Origin of the sequence: Pedobacter sp. (assembly GCF_031119335.1) — a bacterium.
Lineage (GTDB): Bacteria > Bacteroidota > Bacteroidia > Sphingobacteriales > Sphingobacteriaceae > Pedobacter.
On record NZ_JAVHXT010000007.1, the window covers coordinates 1 to 16,907 of the forward strand.

Below are 16,907 nucleotides of genomic sequence, written 5' to 3' on the forward strand. Positions count from 1 at the left end.
TAACGCCAGAGTTTACTAAGTAAGTTTTAACAGAGTTAGCTCTGTCTTTAGATAACTTCATGTTGTATGCAGCAGTACCTTCACTAGATGCATGACCTGCAACTGTTACTTTACCACCGTTTTCACGCAATACTGAAGATAATTTATCTAAAGTTGGATAAGATTCTGTTTTTAATACTGAGCTATTGAATTCAAAACCGATAGTTTCGAAACCAGTAACACCTGAATTAGGAGCAGTTACTGCAGCTTGCTCAGGGAATTTGATTGTACGACCTGAACCATCAACTACAGCACCTGGAGCTGAATTAGGTTCTTTGTCAAACATATCAGCTACACCGTCACCATCGCTATCTTTTTTCAAATCATCAACTGATTTTTCAACGTTAGCAACACGGTTTTTCAAAGCCTCAACTTCTTGACGTAATGAAGGATCTTTCAATTCATCATACATCATTGCTAATGGGTTAACCCAATCCAAGTTTGGTTTAGATTTAGAACCTAATGAGAATTCTAAACCAGCTGAAGTATAAGAGAATTTATCTTTAGAACCAGTAGTAGAGTAAACTCCGTTTAAGTTATCACCATCAACAAAGTTCATTGTATAAGCTAAGTTGAAAGATACGCGATCAGAAACTTTGAACTTAATACCAGCACCTACAGGAACGTAAGCTTCTTTGATATATTTTTTGTCTCCATTATCACCATAAACTTCAGCTAAATTTTTAGGATCAGCACCGTTCAAGGCAGCTCTGTAAGCAGCAACACCGTAACCAGCAGTCACGAAGAAGTTAACAGAGTTCTCACGACGTAAGAAATCTACAGTAGCTACATTTACAACACCTCTTAAGTCTGTTGAGTAAGCAATCTCTGTTTCAAATTCTCTGATACCAGCTTTAGCACCACCTGGAGCTTTTTCATTGTTGCCAGAAAGCTTTCCACGGAAAACGTTACCTTCTAAACCGAAAGCGTGACCTAATTGCTTGCGTAACGAGATACCGTAACCTAAGTTAACGTCCCAGTTAGTGAAGTCGTTTGATCCGCCAGTTACAACAACAGGAGCCAATACACCTGCGTTAACACCTAGTGACCAAGTTCTGTACTGTGCTCTACCACCAAATACCTTGGCAGAAGAGTTGGTTGCAGGTGCATCTTGAGCGCTAGCTAGAGAAGAAACTCCTACTAATGCTACTAAAGAAGCTGCAACGCCCTTTTTTAAAGTAGAATAATTCATAATTTTCTTTTTAAGGTTAAACAAAATATTTTATTGTATAATTTTTTGTCTTACAAAATTAAACAAATTTTTATAATCTCAAAACCTTTATACAAACTCCGTTCCAAACAACCATAGTTTTAGTATTTATTCTTAAAACCTATAGTTTTAATCTGAAAATCAACACTTTGAAACACAACAGTGAGATATTAATATTTAATACAAAATAGGTTAAAGTGCTGTATTGTACAAAACACACTATGTAGTATAAGTCCTAAAATATATACATTTGCAACAACACATTAAATCCATTTTTCTATAAAACCATACAGGTTAAAACCGTCTTCCAACCTACTCCTACTAATTTCCTTTAACAATTCTCCTTTATCGACACCAAACATTCTCCTGGTTTGGATTAGCCTATAGGCATGCTCTGCAAAGAGATAATCTTTAGCCATTCTACTCTTATTAGTTTCTATATTTTCAATCCATTCGCAAAGCACATCAACTCCCAACTGTTTATCAGCTACCGTTTTAAATACGGGTGTTTCCTGGTGTTGTTCATCCACCATCTTTTTCAACCTATTTGCAAAAACATCAGCACCTTCTCTATCTGCCTTGTTGACCACAAAAGCTTGTGCAACTTCCATCAGGCCCGATTTGATATGTTGTATTTCATCTCCGGCTTCGGGGACCAAAACCAAAATTGTTTGATCGGCTAAACCTGCAACTTCAATTTCAGACTGCCCTACACCAACTGTTTCAATAATGATAAGATCGAAATTAGCTGATCTGAGCACATCTGTCATTTCTATAGTTTTTGCTGACATCCCTCCTAGAGAACCTCTTGTAGCAACTGAACGGATGAACACATGTTCATTGTTGAAGTGTTTAGTCATACGGATTCTATCGCCCAATAGCGAACCAAAATTGAACGGAGAAGTAGGATCTACTGCCAATACAGCAACCTTTTTATTTTTCTTAGAGAACTCTGCTATTATGGCATTTACTAAGGTGCTCTTTCCGGCGCCTGGAGGACCAGTAATCCCTATTACAGGAATTTCACTGTTTATATCAAGACTTTTTAACAAGTCTTCGGCAGGTTGGATATTGTTTTCTACCAAGGTTAATGCCCTAGCTACCGATAGAAAATTACCTGCTTTAATTTCTTTCCTTAATTTCTCGATATCAATCTTTCTAGAAATCATATTGGCAAATAAACACAATTAATCAGTTATATGTAATAGAATACCTTAATATATTATAATGACAGAAGATTTTTTAAAAACTGTAACTTTGTTTTCTTATGCATTTTAAATGAAAATATATTTTAGATTATTATCATTCGCCAAACCAATTGAAAAATTTGCGATACCTTATGTCATTGCTACGCTATTGTCTGTTTTTTTTGGCACTTTAAATCTAGCACTCTTATCTCCTCTGTTTGAGACATTATTGAAGACAAAGCAATCCGCTATCAGCAGTAATATTGATCAAGAAAATTCTTCTAGTTTTGATATTTTGGGAACATTCAGGGAGTTTGTTAACGATTCTATCGATGCTGTTGGCGCAGAAAGAACACTAGTTTATGTTTGTATTGTTATTGTTTCTTCTGTTTTACTTTCTAATGTATTCAGGTATCTGTCTCAAAGAATAATGGAAGACCTTAGGGTACACACACTCTTAAATTTCCGTAGAACAGTATTTAACAACGTGATGAATTTGCACGTAGGGTACTTTAACAATGAACGCAAGGGCGATATTATTTCTAAAGTAGCTTCTGATGTTCAAGTAGTGCAGTTCACAGTAACCAATACGCTTCAGGTTGTTTTTAAGGAACCACTACAACTCATTTTTTATATCGTAGTTCTGCTTAATATATCCGTTAAACTAACTTTGCTTTCATTAATTGTAATTCCTATTGCCGGTTTTATCATTAGTAAAATTGTAAAGCGATTAAAAAGACAAGCCAAAGAAGCTCATGAATCTTTTGCAAAAATGATTGGATTTTTGGATGAAGCTCTTGGCGGAATTAAGATTATCAAGGCCTTTAATGCCACTGAAAGGACCAAAGAAAAGTTCAATGAAGAGAATGTTTTTTATTCCAATCTAAACCGAAAAATGGTGCGCCGCCAACAATTGGCTTCGCCTGTTTCAGAATTTCTAGGCGTTTTAATGGTTGCATTTATTGTATGGTATGGAGGTACATTGATTTTAACTAATGATGAGAACGCTTTGGCTGCGGCTGATTTCATTACCTATATCGGCATTTTCTCTCAAGTAATGCGCCCAGCAAAAGCAATAGGAAACTCTTTTAGTGGAATCCATTCTGGTATCGCCGCTGGAGAAAGAGTGCTGGACTTGATAGACACCAAACCTGAATTTGCAAACAAAACCGAAGCACAACCTTTGGGAAATTTTAGTCAAAGTATCGCCTTACAAAACGTTAGCTTCTCTTACGCGGAAAAGGAAGTACTTAAGAGCATCAACATAGAGATTAAAAAAGGCACAACAGTAGCACTTGTTGGGCCTTCGGGAGGAGGGAAAAGCACACTGATGGATTTACTTCCTCGTTTTCACGACCCCCAAAATGGCACTATTAAAATTGATGGGCACGACTATAGAGATTTAACCGTTGAAAGTCTTCGAAGCCAGATGGGCATCGTAAACCAAGAATCGTTTTTGTTTAACGACACCATCTTTAACAATATCGCCTATGGCAAGCCCGATGCCACGGAAGAAGAAGTAATTAATGCCGCTAAAATAGCTAACGCCCATGAGTTCATTGTTAACGCTGAAGACGGTTATCAAACTTTCGTAGGCGACAGGGGTAACAAGTTATCTGGCGGACAAAGACAGCGTGTTTGTATTGCAAGGGCTGTACTTGCTAATCCGCCAATTATGTTATTAGACGAAGCTACTTCGGCTTTAGATACAGAATCAGAAAAGTTAGTTCAGCATGCGCTCAATAATTTAATGCAAAACAGAACTTCTATTGTAATTGCGCATAGGTTAAGTACTATTCAACATGCAGACACTATTGTTGTAATCGACAAGGGAGAAGTAGTAGAAGAGGGCAGCCATAGTGAGCTTTTAGCAAAAAAGGGGCTATACCATCGCTTAATTGAAATGCAAACTTTTAGTGAATAAAAATATTTATACTAATATGATGTAGTAGTAGAAATGTGCTTCAGTAAACATAGCTTATTTGCTTAATTAGTCTACCGTAAGACTCTAAGACAGTATATTTCCTATTGTTTAAAATGACTCAAAAAAATCACCTCATACTTGTTCTTAAGGATTTCAACGAAGAATTAATCCTATTTTTAGAGATAACTTTAGCTAAGCATTAAATCAAAAGTGAAAAGTATAGAAGACAGCTTTCCTAACACGCCGAAAAAGCCATTAATTTCAGTAGCGCTTTGTACTTATAACGCTGGTGAATATTTAGAGAAACAACTTCTTTCGATTTTTGCACAGACTTATAAAAACATCGAAATCGTTGTTGTTGACGACCGCTCCAATGATGGAACCTACGAGTATTTGATAAAATTACAAGAGCAGAATAAACAACTAAAAGTTTTTAGAAATGAGTTTAATTTGGGCTTTAATAAAAATTTTGAAAAAGCTATAAGTTTATGTACCGGCGATTTTATTGCAATTAGTGATCAAGATGATATTTGGATTCCAGAAAAACTGTCGGTGCTAAGTGATAATATTGGTAATAATTGGTTAGCTTTTTCGAATTCAGATTTAATAGATAAAAATGACCAGCCGTTAGGAAAAACGCTATTAAATATTGATTTCAATATTAGCGAAAGAACTTTCAAAAGTATCATACTAAATAATTATGTAACGGGACACACAACGCTATTCTCAAAAAACTTTGTAAAATATTTTTCACCAATTCCAGCAGTCGGTTACTACGATTGGTGGATGGGCTTCATAGCGCATTATCACGACAAGATCACTTACGTTAATCGGTGTCTTACTTTATATCGCGTACATCATAAATCGGTGATTGGGAGTATTAGCAGCATGGATAAAAAAAAGCTAAAAAAAGCAATTTGTAGCGACCTAACAACTCAACTGATATCGTTTAAATCTTATAAAAATCTTACATCAAAAGATCGAGATTTAATCCGAAAAATTGCTACCGCTTATCAGAGACGCTTTAGTTTGTATTTCGTTTGGATAATTATTTCAAGATATAACAGCTATTTACCTGACCAAAAGCCTAGAAGTCTTTTGGCGAGATTCTTTTACGCCTTAAAATTTAAAGTAAAGTAACATTTTTAAGCGATGATTTCTTTCTATACTCATTGATAGCTTTAAAATATCCTCGCAAAAAGTTTTTGAAGCCTATTTTTTTAACTAGCCCCCCAAACGAGGCAAAATCAAACAAACCGAGGTTACTAATTTCCCTCGCTAATAAGTTTTTAATTTTTTTTGCATTTTGAGCTAGTAATTTCTTTGAATCTTTACGATTTAATGGTAAGCTATTAATTAAATCTTGTATATATCCTCGCAAGTCTATCTCTAGGCTTAGCATACGAGCTTTGTTCTGGCTCATACTGTTATCGTGCACTCTAATCATAGCAAAAGCCTCTACATTATCTACAAAAGTAACTTTGCCAACAACAGAGCACCTCAACCAATATTCCCAATCTTCAAGGCTCCTTAACTCTTCATTAAAGAATCCCGTTTTATCTATAATGCTTCTCTTTACAAGCGCTGCGTTAACTGGCATAATATTATAGTCAATTAGAGCCTTCCAAGTTGAAAATTTATCCCCTACTAGTTTAGGCATCCAATCTCTATTTGTAAGTTCTAATGTTTTGTAAAATGTTTTTGGGTCTTCATTCGAGAAATAAACTGCATTTGTATACGAAATGTCTAAAGTATGGTCTCTCAAAAAATGCTGTAGTTGAATTTCCAGCTTTCTCTCAGACAAAAGATCATCTGCATCTAGGAACTGTATGAATTGCCCCTTAGAGTGTCTTAATCCTGTATTTCTTGCGGCAGAAAGCCCTTTATTGTTTTGGTAAATATATTTTATGCGTTTGTCCTTCTCGGCCAAATTCAATACGATCTCTTTGGTATTGTCCACCGACCCATCATCCACAACCAATACCTCTATATTGCTGTAGGTCTGCAACGTTACATTTCCTAGCGTATGCGCAATAAACTTTCCGTAATTAAAACTAGGTATGATTATAGTAATCAACATTTTGATCTAAAGTTCTATCAAATATTTAAGTTCGTAAATTTATGTGTTTATTTGTAAACAGTATGAAAATTGTGCGGTTTTTAGGCGGTCTAGGAAATCAGATGTTCCAGTATGCTTTCTACAAGAGTTTAGAATATCAAAATATAAAGGTATATGCAGACCTGTCTCATTTTGGCAATTATGACAAACATAACGGGTATGAACTTTCAAGAATTTTTGGAATACGGCTTAAGCATGCGCCAAATCTATTTTTAGAGCTGTTAAAACCACAACAAGAAAAATGGATTTATAGGAAAGCGAGAAGAGTGCTCGGTTTGAGAAAAAGTTATCAGGAGGAAAAAATAGAATTTTCTTATGATCCCAATGTCTATTCTAAAGGAAATAATTACTTGTGGGGCTATTGGCAAAACGAAAGCTATTTTAATAATATCAGAGTAAATCTCTTACATGACTTTAATTTTCCTAAGCCCGAAGACAAGAGAAACGAAAGTGTATTGAAAGACATAATGGACAGTGTTAGTGTAAGTTTGCACGTGAGAAGGGGCGACTATCTAAAGGACCAAAATTTAGGCGAAATATGCACCTCCGAATACTATAATTTAGCTATAACCTACATAAAAAACAAAGTAACTGCTCCAAAATTTTATATTTTTTCTGATGATATAACTTGGTGTAAAAATCATCTTTCTGATGAAGAAAACATGATATTTGTTGATTGGAATACTGGGATGGATAGTTATAATGACATGTACCTGATGAGTAATTGCAAACACAATATTATCGCAAATAGCTCCTTTAGTTGGTGGGGCGCATGGCTTAACAGCAACCCTACTAAAATTGTAATAAGCCCGTCTCAATGGATAAAGAATTCTGAGCTTACCTTATCATTAAATGATTGGATAAAACTATAAAAATGCCAGAAGTATCAGTATTTATAGCAGCTTATAATGCCGAGAGATATTTGGCCGAAGCGATCATTAGTATTCTTAGGCAAACCTTTACTGATTTTGAAATCATTATTGTTAATGATGGATCCACGGATCAAACTAGCAAAGTAGTACAGAAATTTTCTGATAACAGAATTCGTTATTATGAGAATGAAAAAAACATGGGGCTAGTATTTACCCGAAATAGATTAAAAACACTTGCTGAAGGCAAATATATTGCCATATTAGATAGTGACGATATTGCTCACATCGATAGAATTAAGTTGCAACACGATTATCTGTCAGCAAATCCTGATGTTGTTTTATGTGGCGGTCATGGGCGGCAAATCGATGAAAATGGCAATTTTGAAGGAAAACTCATTGAAGTGATTAGCGGGGTAGACCTAGGCCCGTACTTGTTACTTAGAAATCCGTTTATAAATTCATCCACCATGTTTAGACGGGATACCTTTATGTCGATTGGGGGTTATAGAGATTTCCCTATAGCCGAAGATTACGACTGTTTTGTAAGAATGTCGGAAATGGGAGTGGTAACTAATTTAGACAGCATTCTGGTTGATTATCGTATTCATGGAACTAATACCACTACGATTTACGCTGACAATCTGGTTGTCTACCAAAAAAGAGTGATCGAATATATACTGTCGTCTATTGGACTTACAGAAATAGAGACAAAAACAAATCTATATTACGAGATTTTTTCTAATCAATTATCTCAAGCCAATCTGGAATATTATAATCGGTTGCTAGCCGAAATTAAATCAGCCAATGATAAAATCAAAAAATACCACATCCAAGAATTTAAAGATATCTTACATCGCTTATGGTATTCCATCGTCATGGATCAAAATATTAAAGTAAACGCCCTAAAAGTTTTTATGGCGTCCGAAGTTTTCAATTTAAACTCTTTTACAGCTAAACAATTTAGAAAAGTATTTAAAAAATCGGTAAAACACATTTTTAATTATGCTTAAAAAAATAAAAAACTTTTTTAAACACTCGAAATCAGCATCAAAACTTTTTATAAAACAATTTAAGATTTTAAAGGAGCAAGAGAAATCAACCCTAAAAAGGTTTGATCTAAATGAAGTTGATTTGTACCCATGTTTAGATGATGCAACATCTAATACTGGTTTCGATAGACATTATATTTACCACCCGGCTTGGGCCACTAGGATAGTTAAGTCTTACAATCCGGACAAACATATTGACATCTCTTCTACGTTACATTTTTGTTCTATTTTATCGGCATTTATTCCAGTTGAATTTTATGATTATAGGCCCGCGAATCTTTCACTGCCTAACTTAAAATCTTTGCCAGGGGATTTATTAAATCTTCCTTTTCCGGATAGAAGCGTGGCATCTATCTCATGTATGCACACGGTTGAGCATGTTGGCCTAGGAAGGTACAATGAGCCTCTGGATTATGATGGCGATTTAAAAGCTATAGCTGAACTGAAACGAGTGTTAGTCGAAGGAGGAAATTTATTATTCGTTGTTCCCTTGGGAAATCAAAGCAAGATAATGTTTAATGCTCATAGAATATATACGAAAGAAAGTGTATTGTCTTTGTTTGCCGACCTAACCCTCCAAGAGTTTACTCTTATTCCCGAGGATGAAAAAGATGGCGGCCTAATAGCAGACCCAAGCGAAGGCTTATTGGAAAAACAGGCGTACGGATGCGGTTGTTTTTGGTTTAAAAAATAAAAGGAGCGACTGCCCGCTCCTTTTTTATATCAATTAAACGCAAGCAAGCCTATAACTTACGTTTTACCTCTACTTGTTCGTAAGCTTCTACGATATCTCCAACTTCAATGTTATTAAAGTTTTGGATATTCAATCCACACTCGTAACCTTTAGAAACTTCTTTAACATCATCTTTATAACGTTTCAATGAAGCCAATTCACCTGTGTAAATTACAACACCATCACGTACGATACGGATTTTGCTATTTCTGGTAATCTTACCATCTAATACCATACATCCAGCAATTGTACCAACTTTAGTGATTTTGAAAGTCTCACGGATTTCTACGTTAGCCACAATCTTCTCTTCGAATTCTGGTGCCAACATGCCTTCCATAGCCGCCTTAATCTCATTGATTGCATCGTAGATAATAGAGTACAAACGAATATCGATTTGCTCTGCCTCAGCTAACTTACGTGCACCTGTTGATGGACGTACTTGGAAACCGATAATGATCGCATCTGATGCCGAAGCTAACAATACGTCACTTTCAGAAATTTGACCTACTGCTTTGCTGATCACATTGATTTGTATCTCTGGCGTAGAAAGTTTCAACAATGAATCTGCTAATGCCTCAATAGAACCATCCACGTCACCTTTGATGATCAAGTTCAACTCTTTAAAGTTACCAATCGCCAAACGACGACCAATCTCTGCCAAAGTGATGTGTTTCTGGGTACGCAATCCTTGCTCACGCATTAATTGCAAACGCTTATTCGCGATATCTCTTGCTTCAGTTTCACTTTCTAACGCATTAAATCTATCTCCTGCAGTTGGTGCACCTTGCATACCCAATACCTGTACCGGTACAGATGGACCTGCTTCGTTTACCTTAGCTCCACGTTCGTTAAACAATGCTTTTACTCTACCACTGTAGCTACCTGCTAAAATTGGATCTCCAACTCTTAAAGTACCACCTTGTACTAAAACCGTAGTTACAATACCACGTCCTTTATCCAAAGTAGCCTCAATAACAGTACCTGTGGCACGTTTATTAGGATTAGCTTTTAACTCTAATAACTCAGCTTCTAATAATACTTTATCTAATAGTAAGTCTACGTTTAAACCGCTCTTACCTGAGATTTCTTGTGATTGATATTTACCACCCCAATCCTCAACCAAGATATTCATTACAGATAACTGTTCACGAATTCTATCTGAGTTTGCACCTGGCTTATCGATCTTAGTAAATGCAAATACCAAAGGAACACCTGCCGCTTGTGCGTGGTTAATTGCTTCTTTAGTTTGTGGCATCACCGCATCGTCCGCAGCTACTACAATAATTGCAATATCTGCAACTTTAGCACCACGAGCACGCATCGCTGTAAAGGCCTCGTGACCCGGAGTATCTAAGAAAGTGATTTCTTTGCCAGCGCTGGTAGTAACTTTATATGCACCAATGTGCTGCGTAATACCGCCGGCTTCTCCAGCTACCACATTTGCTTTACGGATATAATCTAATAACGAAGTTTTACCATGATCCACGTGACCCATAATGGTAACCACAGGAACTCTTGGCAGTAAATTCTCTTCCGAATCTTCCTCTTCGATATTGATATCTTCCTCTTCATCTGGTTTTACGAATTGGATTTCGTAACCAAACTCATCAGCAACAATGGTTAAGGTTTCTGCATCTAAACGTTGGTTAATTGACACGAACATACCTAAGCTCATACAGGTACCAATAATTTTGGTTACCGGTACGTCTATCATGTTCGCTAATTCGTTGGCAGTAACAAACTCTGTTACTTTCAACACTTTCGATTGCAATTCTTCCTCTAATGCTGCTTCTTCTGCAGAAAGTGCCACATCATCACGTTTTTGACGACGAAGTTTAGCTCTCTGTGCAAATTTACCAGATTTACCAGCACCACTTAAACGAGCAAGTGTTGCCTTGATTTGATCTTGGATTTCCTTTTCTGTTGGTTCCTCTTTTGGAGTATTACCACCAGCAGCATTTCTATTTCCTTGATAGCCTGGACGGTTATTATTTCTGTTACCTTGATAGCCACCACCTTGACCACCGCCAGGACGGTTACCTTGATAAGGCGTTCTTTGACCGCCTCCTTGTTGGTTACCACCGCCTTGCGCACCAGTTCCAGGCTGACCTTGTTGTTGTCCGCCAGCACCAGGAGCGCCCGGTGTTTTCTTACGTTTACGCTTACGTCTAGCATCAGCGTCGCTAGAAGACGATGCCACAGGCTGGTTTCTTCTATCTGGTGTAGTTGGCAATTCAATTTTACCAATAATATTTGGACCAGATAATTTCACCGAACGAGCTTTGATTACTTCGTCTTTTGGTGCCTCTACAGGTTTTGCAGCAGGCGTTTCCACAGGTTTAGCTGCCTCTACAGGCTTGCTTTCAACTTTTTCTTCTGCTTTTACAGGCTCTACAGGCTTAGCAACAGGTTGTTCTACCACTTTAGGCGCTTCTGCAACCGGTTTCTCCTCTTTCACAACAGGAGCAGGTGCTGGAGCTTCTTCTTTTTTAGCCGCAGGGCGTGTCTTAGGATTTAAATCACTAAGATTGATTTTGCCTACCACTTTAACTCCAGGGCGAGAAGAGTCTTCCGTTGTTTCAACAGGCTTAGTTTCTTCCACCTTTGGAGCTTCCTTAACTGGCTCTGCAGGCTTTTCTGCCACTGGTTTTTCAACTACAGGCTTTTCTGCAGGTGTAAATTGATTAAGGTTCTTAATTAGAACACCCTCACTTTCAAAATCCTGATTTTTCTTCGCAGGTTCAGGAGTTTTTTCTATTGTTACTTCAGGTTCATCGCGACGAATTTTGCCAATAACTATTTGGTTAGCCTCTTCTTTAACAATTTTATCTCCTTGAAACTCTCTCAACAAGACATTGTATTGCTCGCCCGAAAGCTTGGTATTAGGCTTATTATCCACAGCATAGCCCTTCTTACCAAGGAATTCTACCGCGGTAGCGAGTCCTATGTTAAGCTCCTTTGCTGCTTTTAATAACATTATGGTTTTGTCGTCTGACATTGATTATCCTCTATTTTTTCTAATTATACAAAAGTAACGTTTATTCTTATTAATTCAAGTATCTAGCTCTTATTCAAATTCAGACTGTAAAATAGCGACTACCTCTTTAATCGTTTCTTCTTCCAAATCGGTACGTTTTACCAATTCATCTAAAGAAAGAGCTAATACACTTTTCGCTGTATCTAATCCAATAGCCTTCAACTCGTCAATAATCCAGCTTTCAATTTCGTCTGAGAATTCTTCCAAATCCACATCCTCATCTTCTTCATCAGCTTCGCGATATACATCAATTTCATAACCGGTTAACTTACCAGCTAATTTAATGTTGTGGCCACCACGACCAATTGCCAATGATACTTGATCTGGCTTTAAGTAAACCGCAGCACGCTTAGTTTCATCATCTAATTTAATAGATGTGATTTTTGCCGGACTTAAAGCACGTTGTATATATAACGAAATATTGTTCGTAAAGTTGATTACATCTATATTTTCGTTCTTTAACTCTCTAACGATACCGTGAATACGAGAACCTTTCATACCCACACAAGCACCTACTGGGTCAATTCTGTCATCATAAGATTCTACAGCAACTTTAGCACGCTCTCCTGGTTCGCGAACAATTTTCTTGATGGTAATTAAACCATCGAAAATTTCTGGCACCTCCAATTCGAATAAACGTTGTAAAAATTCTGGAGCTACTCTAGAAATGATAATTTTCGGCGTAGCATTGATCATGTCTACTTTAGAAATTACCGCTTTAACTGAATCGCCTTTTTTGAAATAATCTGCAGGAATTTGTTCTGTTTTAGGCATTAACAACTCGTTTCCTTCGTCGTCTAATACCAAAGTTTCTTTTTTCCAAACTTGGTAAACCTCTCCAGTAACAATCTCACCAACTCTATCTTTATATTTCTTGAAGATTTCGTCTTTTTCTAGTTCTAAAACCTTCGAAACCAATGTTTGGCGAGCGGCTAATATCGCTCTGCGACCAAAACTTTCTAAGGTAATTTGCTCGATATAGTCATCGCCAACTTCTAAATCAGCATCGTACTGATGTACTTCTGCCAATTCAATTTCTAGATCATCATCTTCAGAGAAACCATCTTCCATTACCTTTCTGGTTCTCCAGATCTCCAAATCTCCATTATCTGGGTTCACAATCACGTCGCAGTTTTCATCTGTTCCGTATTTTTTACGCAACATACTACGAAACACCTCTTCCAACACGCTAATTACCGTAGGGCGGTCGATGTTCTTAAAGTCTTTAAACTCTTGAAAAGAATCGATTAAATTAATATTGTTCATTCTATTTAAATGAAATTAAAACCTTTGTTTCTGTTATATCATTCAATGCAATTTGGCTATTTACCAATTGCACTTTTTTACCTTTTTCCTTTATTGCTTCTTCGATGGTGATGTTGTTATCCGTCACCTCGATAAGCTTGCCTTCTTTCGTATCACCATTTGCCAATTTTACAGCCAAGGTTCTACCTGTATTTTTTGCGTACTGCCTATTTAACACTAAAGGCTCGCCAACGCCAGGAGAAGAAACTTCTAAATTATAAGCAGTTTCAATTGCGTTTTCTTCTTCTAAATGGAAGCCAACATGCCTGCTAATTGCCACGCAATCTTGTATGCTTATCCCCTGATCGCCATCTACATGGATGATCAATTTATTGTTGGGCAACATTTTTACGGCTACCAAAAACAGTTCTGGTCTGTCCGCAATTTTTTCTTCTACCAGCGCTCTAACTCTCTTTTCTACCTGCATCGTATTAAATTATTGCTAAATAAAAAGAGGGGACACTCGTCCCCTCTTTTCTTGTTTTGCCCTGCAAAGGTAAAAAAATATTTTTAATTTAAAAAATCGATTTGGCTTAGCTTGAATGTTTTAGAAACTAAATCTAGCGCCGAAAGATATATCCATTCTTGCCATACTCTCTCTGTTGTTTTTATCAAGCTTTTCATTAACCGAACCATTTGCGCTTGTATAGGTAATATTGCTCAAAGTTCCTCCTACAAAAGAAATCTGGGTGCCTATTGCGAATTGTTTGGTAATGTTATAGTCGTAGCCCAAATCTAAAGCAGAGCCTACAGTATCGCCAGTAGTTTTTACAAAACCATTATGGCTCCAAAAACCCATATAACCTAGAGCAGAGGTAAAAACAAATAAGTGTTTATTGTCTGCACTTCCAAATTTTGTTCCAAAAGTAGGGCCAATAAATGTGTGAACCTGATCTGTTTTTATATTAGCATTTGCCCCTGGCCCAACCGTTAAAAGTCCTTCATGCGAACTACGAAATTGGTTAAACTTTAAGCCTACACCTATGATATTAGAAACGAAATATGCTCCATCTACCCCATAGTTGATACCTGATTTTAAAGCCGAAACATAGTCTTTATTCTCAGCACCAACGCTTTCGGCGGTTTTTGCCAACAGCCTACTGAAACCGCCATTAAGCGCTATCCTGAATTTTCCTCCTTCTAGCTTTTTGGTTTTAGTTTCTTCTTGTGCACTGGCATTCATAGCGCAGGCTACTAGAAGTGCAAAAAATAATTTCTTCATGATTATTTAGATGGTTTTAAATAGTTGATGTGAAGATAGAGAATACGTTTATTGCAAACAAAAATTAATGCTCCAAAACCGGCGCACTGCTTGCCAATTTAGTTCCCTTAGCTTTTACAATTTTACTTACCCTGCTCATTAACCAAATACTGATGATGGTAATGACAACGATGATGTAAGCGACTATATCGTAATGTTGTAGTGGCTGACCTTTGCCCGCCTGCGTTACAATTAAGCCCGATACTGCCGCAGCAACACCTCCAGCAATTTGCTGCAACGAAGAGTTGATGCTCATGAAAGCTCCACGATCTTCTGGCTCTGGAATAGCACTGGTTAACGCTTGCGAAGGGATCATCCTACTCATAATACCAGCCATCATTAGTACATTGAGCACAACCACCCAAATGAAAGGTGTAACTGAAAGATTGGTATAAATGACGCACATCACCATCATCCAGATAGAGGCCACAGCAAATATTTTCAGCTTGCTTATTTTATCGCTAAGTCTGCCTATCATTGGCAAGATAAGTAGCGAACTGACGCCAGAAACCATAAATAACATTGGTAACTGACTTTCGGTAATCCCTAAATTATTGATAGCAAACGCACTGCCGAAAGGCATCATCATAAAGCCACCAATAGAAAGTAGTGCAGTTGATGTAAAACCAATTCTGTGTTTTTTCTGGATTACCGTATGCCACAAATGCGCAATTGCAGATTTATTTCTTTGGATCAACAGGTGTTCTTTTACAGGTTTTAACTGAAGGGCAATGAGCACTGCAATTACGATAGCTATACCCACTACTAACCAAAAAGGTGCTTCCCAGCCCCAAATGTTGGCAAGATAAAGTCCGATGGGCACACCCAAAACCTGACTGGCACCAAAAGCCATTTGTACGAACCCCATCACTCTACCACGTTGTTGCAAACTGAATAAATCGGTAACTATGGCCATAGAAATAGAACTGATGACCCCACCGAAAAGTCCGGTGATAATTCTGGCAGCCACCAACTGAACGTAGGTATGGGCCAAACCACAGAAAGCTGTACCTAAAATGAAACCGACATAGAAGAAAAGTAGCAGTTTTTTTCTGTCGAATTTATCTGCAAAACCTGCGGTTAGCAATCCAGACAGACCAGCACTAAAGGCATAAGCAGACACAGCTATACCAAAATCTGTTGGACTTAAGCTCAGCGATTTCATTAAAATATCGCCCAATGGCGACATCACCATAAAATCTAAGATGACGGTAAATTGGGTAACGGCCAGTAAAAAGATAACCAGTTTTTGATAGGCAGAAAAAGTGCTCGATTGCTTTGTTGACATTTATTGGGGATTGCAGCACAAAGATAGCCTATCGCTGCAATATTTTTTCTTTCCACTTAATGTTGTGCCCCAAATCTGATTTTAGGATATCACTCGTTTTACCAAAAGATGATTGTAGCACAGTTCTGATTAGATATTTGCGGCCCTTAACTAAAGCGCTGTCTGGCATAAAAAGCAAATCGTTTCCAACTACCGACAGCTTTCCATCGATATCTTTATCCTTATCAGGAAAATCGTCATCAATTTGAACGATATTGACTAAATTAGCACTAACAGTTTTGTTGGTAAGCGCTTGCTTTAGCTGGAATAAATTGGCTTCTTCAATTCCTGCGAAAACAATCTTACTGCTATCGTTGGAAAAGGCGATGCTTAAATCCTTTTCCTTGTTAAAACTACAGGAAGTAAAAAATAAACAACAAGCTGCGAATAATGTTATCTTGCTAAACATTTAACTAAGTTACTATGATTAAACTAATTTTTGAAGTACTATTAATGGGCTTGGCCATGATGATTGGCGCATTTTTAGTCCCTGGTGTTTCTGTAGATGGTTACGGAAGCGCTATTATTGCCGCCATTTTAGTTGCTATTGCCAATGCTACCATCGGTTTGGTATTGAGGTTTTTCACCTTTCCGTTAAACATTCTTACGCTTGGCTTGGTCTCTTTTATTATCTCTGTATTGATGATTTTATTGGTAGATAGCTGGATGAAGGGGTTTAATACCTCTGGATTTTTATCGGCAGCAATTTTAGCTATTGTGGTTACCGTTATTAAAATGATATTGGATGCTGCTTTTGGGATGGAGAAATCTTAAGCTTCTATAAAATGAAACCACATAGGCACAATAGGAGTATAACTGAGAAAATCTGTAAAAAACCTATGTG

Annotated in this window: 15 protein-coding genes; 6 read left to right on the forward strand and 9 right to left on the reverse strand. The window is 37.2% G+C overall.

The features are described 5' to 3' along the window. On the reverse strand, positions 1 to 1,231 hold a 1,231-nt coding region (locus REI64_RS09235; protein ID WP_308849827.1), incomplete at its 3' end, for an OmpA family protein. A gap of 281 nt (positions 1,232 to 1,512) precedes the next feature. After that, entirely contained in the window at positions 1,513 to 2,418 is a 906-nt protein-coding gene (gene meaB, locus REI64_RS09240; RefSeq protein WP_308849828.1) for a methylmalonyl Co-A mutase-associated GTPase MeaB, read from the reverse strand. Positions 2,419 to 2,527: 109 nt separating this feature from the next. Between meaB and REI64_RS09245 the strand changes: the two genes are divergently transcribed. Both REI64_RS09245 and REI64_RS09250 read left to right on the forward strand, forming a co-directional pair. Further along, positions 2,528 to 4,360 (forward strand): ABC transporter ATP-binding protein, encoded by a 1,833-nt coding sequence (locus REI64_RS09245; protein WP_308849829.1) that lies wholly within the window; start codon positions 2,528 to 2,530, stop codon positions 4,358 to 4,360. A gap of 210 nt (positions 4,361 to 4,570) precedes the next feature. Further along, complete coding sequence (locus tag REI64_RS09250) at positions 4,571 to 5,500, forward strand: glycosyltransferase (RefSeq protein WP_308849830.1); 930 nt, start codon at positions 4,571 to 4,573, stop codon at positions 5,498 to 5,500. On the opposite strand, the gene REI64_RS09255 is transcribed toward REI64_RS09250, so the two are convergent. Further along, positions 5,487 to 6,440 (reverse strand): glycosyltransferase, encoded by a 954-nt coding sequence (locus tag REI64_RS09255; protein ID WP_308849831.1) that lies wholly within the window; start codon positions 6,438 to 6,440, stop codon positions 5,487 to 5,489. The two genes, REI64_RS09250 and REI64_RS09255, sit on opposite strands and share 14 nt — an antisense overlap. Before the next feature lie 62 nt (positions 6,441 to 6,502). Here REI64_RS09255 and REI64_RS09260 point away from each other — a divergent pair, with 62 nt between their 5' ends. Genes REI64_RS09260 through REI64_RS09270 form a run of 3 tightly spaced genes read left to right on the forward strand, consistent with a single transcriptional unit; the run spans position 6,503 to position 9,094 of the window. After that, positions 6,503 to 7,351, forward strand: coding sequence for an alpha-1,2-fucosyltransferase (locus REI64_RS09260; protein WP_308849832.1), 849 nt, complete (start codon positions 6,503 to 6,505; stop codon positions 7,349 to 7,351). A 2-nt stretch (positions 7,352 to 7,353) separates the two neighbouring features. Next, a complete protein-coding gene (locus REI64_RS09265) occupies positions 7,354 to 8,361 on the forward strand; it encodes a glycosyltransferase (RefSeq protein ID WP_308849833.1) in 1,008 nt (335 codons plus the stop codon). Continuing rightward, on the forward strand, positions 8,354 to 9,094 hold the full coding sequence (locus REI64_RS09270) for a DUF268 domain-containing protein (protein ID WP_308849834.1): 741 nt from the start codon (positions 8,354 to 8,356) through the stop codon (positions 9,092 to 9,094). The genes REI64_RS09265 and REI64_RS09270 overlap by 8 nt, the downstream gene beginning before the upstream one ends. Before the next feature lie 49 nt (positions 9,095 to 9,143). On the opposite strand, the gene infB is transcribed toward REI64_RS09270, so the two are convergent. The 6 genes from infB to REI64_RS09300 all read right to left on the reverse strand — a co-directional run bounded on the left by infB (position 9,144) and on the right by REI64_RS09300 (position 16,472). Then, the gene (gene infB, locus REI64_RS09275) at positions 9,144 to 12,131 is read right to left on the reverse strand and encodes a translation initiation factor IF-2 (protein WP_308849835.1); all 2,988 of its coding nucleotides are present in this window, start codon (positions 12,129 to 12,131) and stop codon (positions 9,144 to 9,146) included. Positions 12,132 to 12,200: 69 nt separating this feature from the next. Next, positions 12,201 to 13,436 (reverse strand): transcription termination factor NusA, encoded by a 1,236-nt coding sequence (nusA, locus tag REI64_RS09280; protein WP_308849836.1) that lies wholly within the window; start codon positions 13,434 to 13,436, stop codon positions 12,201 to 12,203. Position 13,437: 1 nt separating this feature from the next. Further along, a complete protein-coding gene (gene rimP / locus REI64_RS09285) occupies positions 13,438 to 13,902 on the reverse strand; it encodes a ribosome assembly cofactor RimP (RefSeq protein ID WP_308849837.1) in 465 nt (154 codons plus the stop codon). A gap of 120 nt (positions 13,903 to 14,022) precedes the next feature. Further along, on the reverse strand, positions 14,023 to 14,697 hold the full coding sequence (locus REI64_RS09290) for a hypothetical protein (RefSeq protein ID WP_308849838.1): 675 nt from the start codon (positions 14,695 to 14,697) through the stop codon (positions 14,023 to 14,025). Between the two features lie 64 nt (positions 14,698 to 14,761). After that, on the reverse strand, positions 14,762 to 16,024 hold the full coding sequence (locus REI64_RS09295) for an MFS transporter (protein ID WP_308849839.1): 1,263 nt from the start codon (positions 16,022 to 16,024) through the stop codon (positions 14,762 to 14,764). A 28-nt stretch (positions 16,025 to 16,052) separates the two neighbouring features. Further along, positions 16,053 to 16,472 carry a hypothetical protein gene (locus tag REI64_RS09300; protein ID WP_308849840.1) on the reverse strand — a complete coding sequence of 140 codons (420 nt, stop codon included), beginning with the start codon at positions 16,470 to 16,472 and terminating at the stop codon, positions 16,053 to 16,055. Between the two features lie 17 nt (positions 16,473 to 16,489). Between REI64_RS09300 and REI64_RS09305 the strand changes: the two genes are divergently transcribed. Continuing rightward, the gene (locus tag REI64_RS09305; RefSeq protein WP_308850004.1) at positions 16,490 to 16,837 is read left to right on the forward strand and encodes a phage holin family protein; all 348 of its coding nucleotides are present in this window, start codon (positions 16,490 to 16,492) and stop codon (positions 16,835 to 16,837) included. Positions 16,838 to 16,907 lie beyond the last annotated feature (70 nt).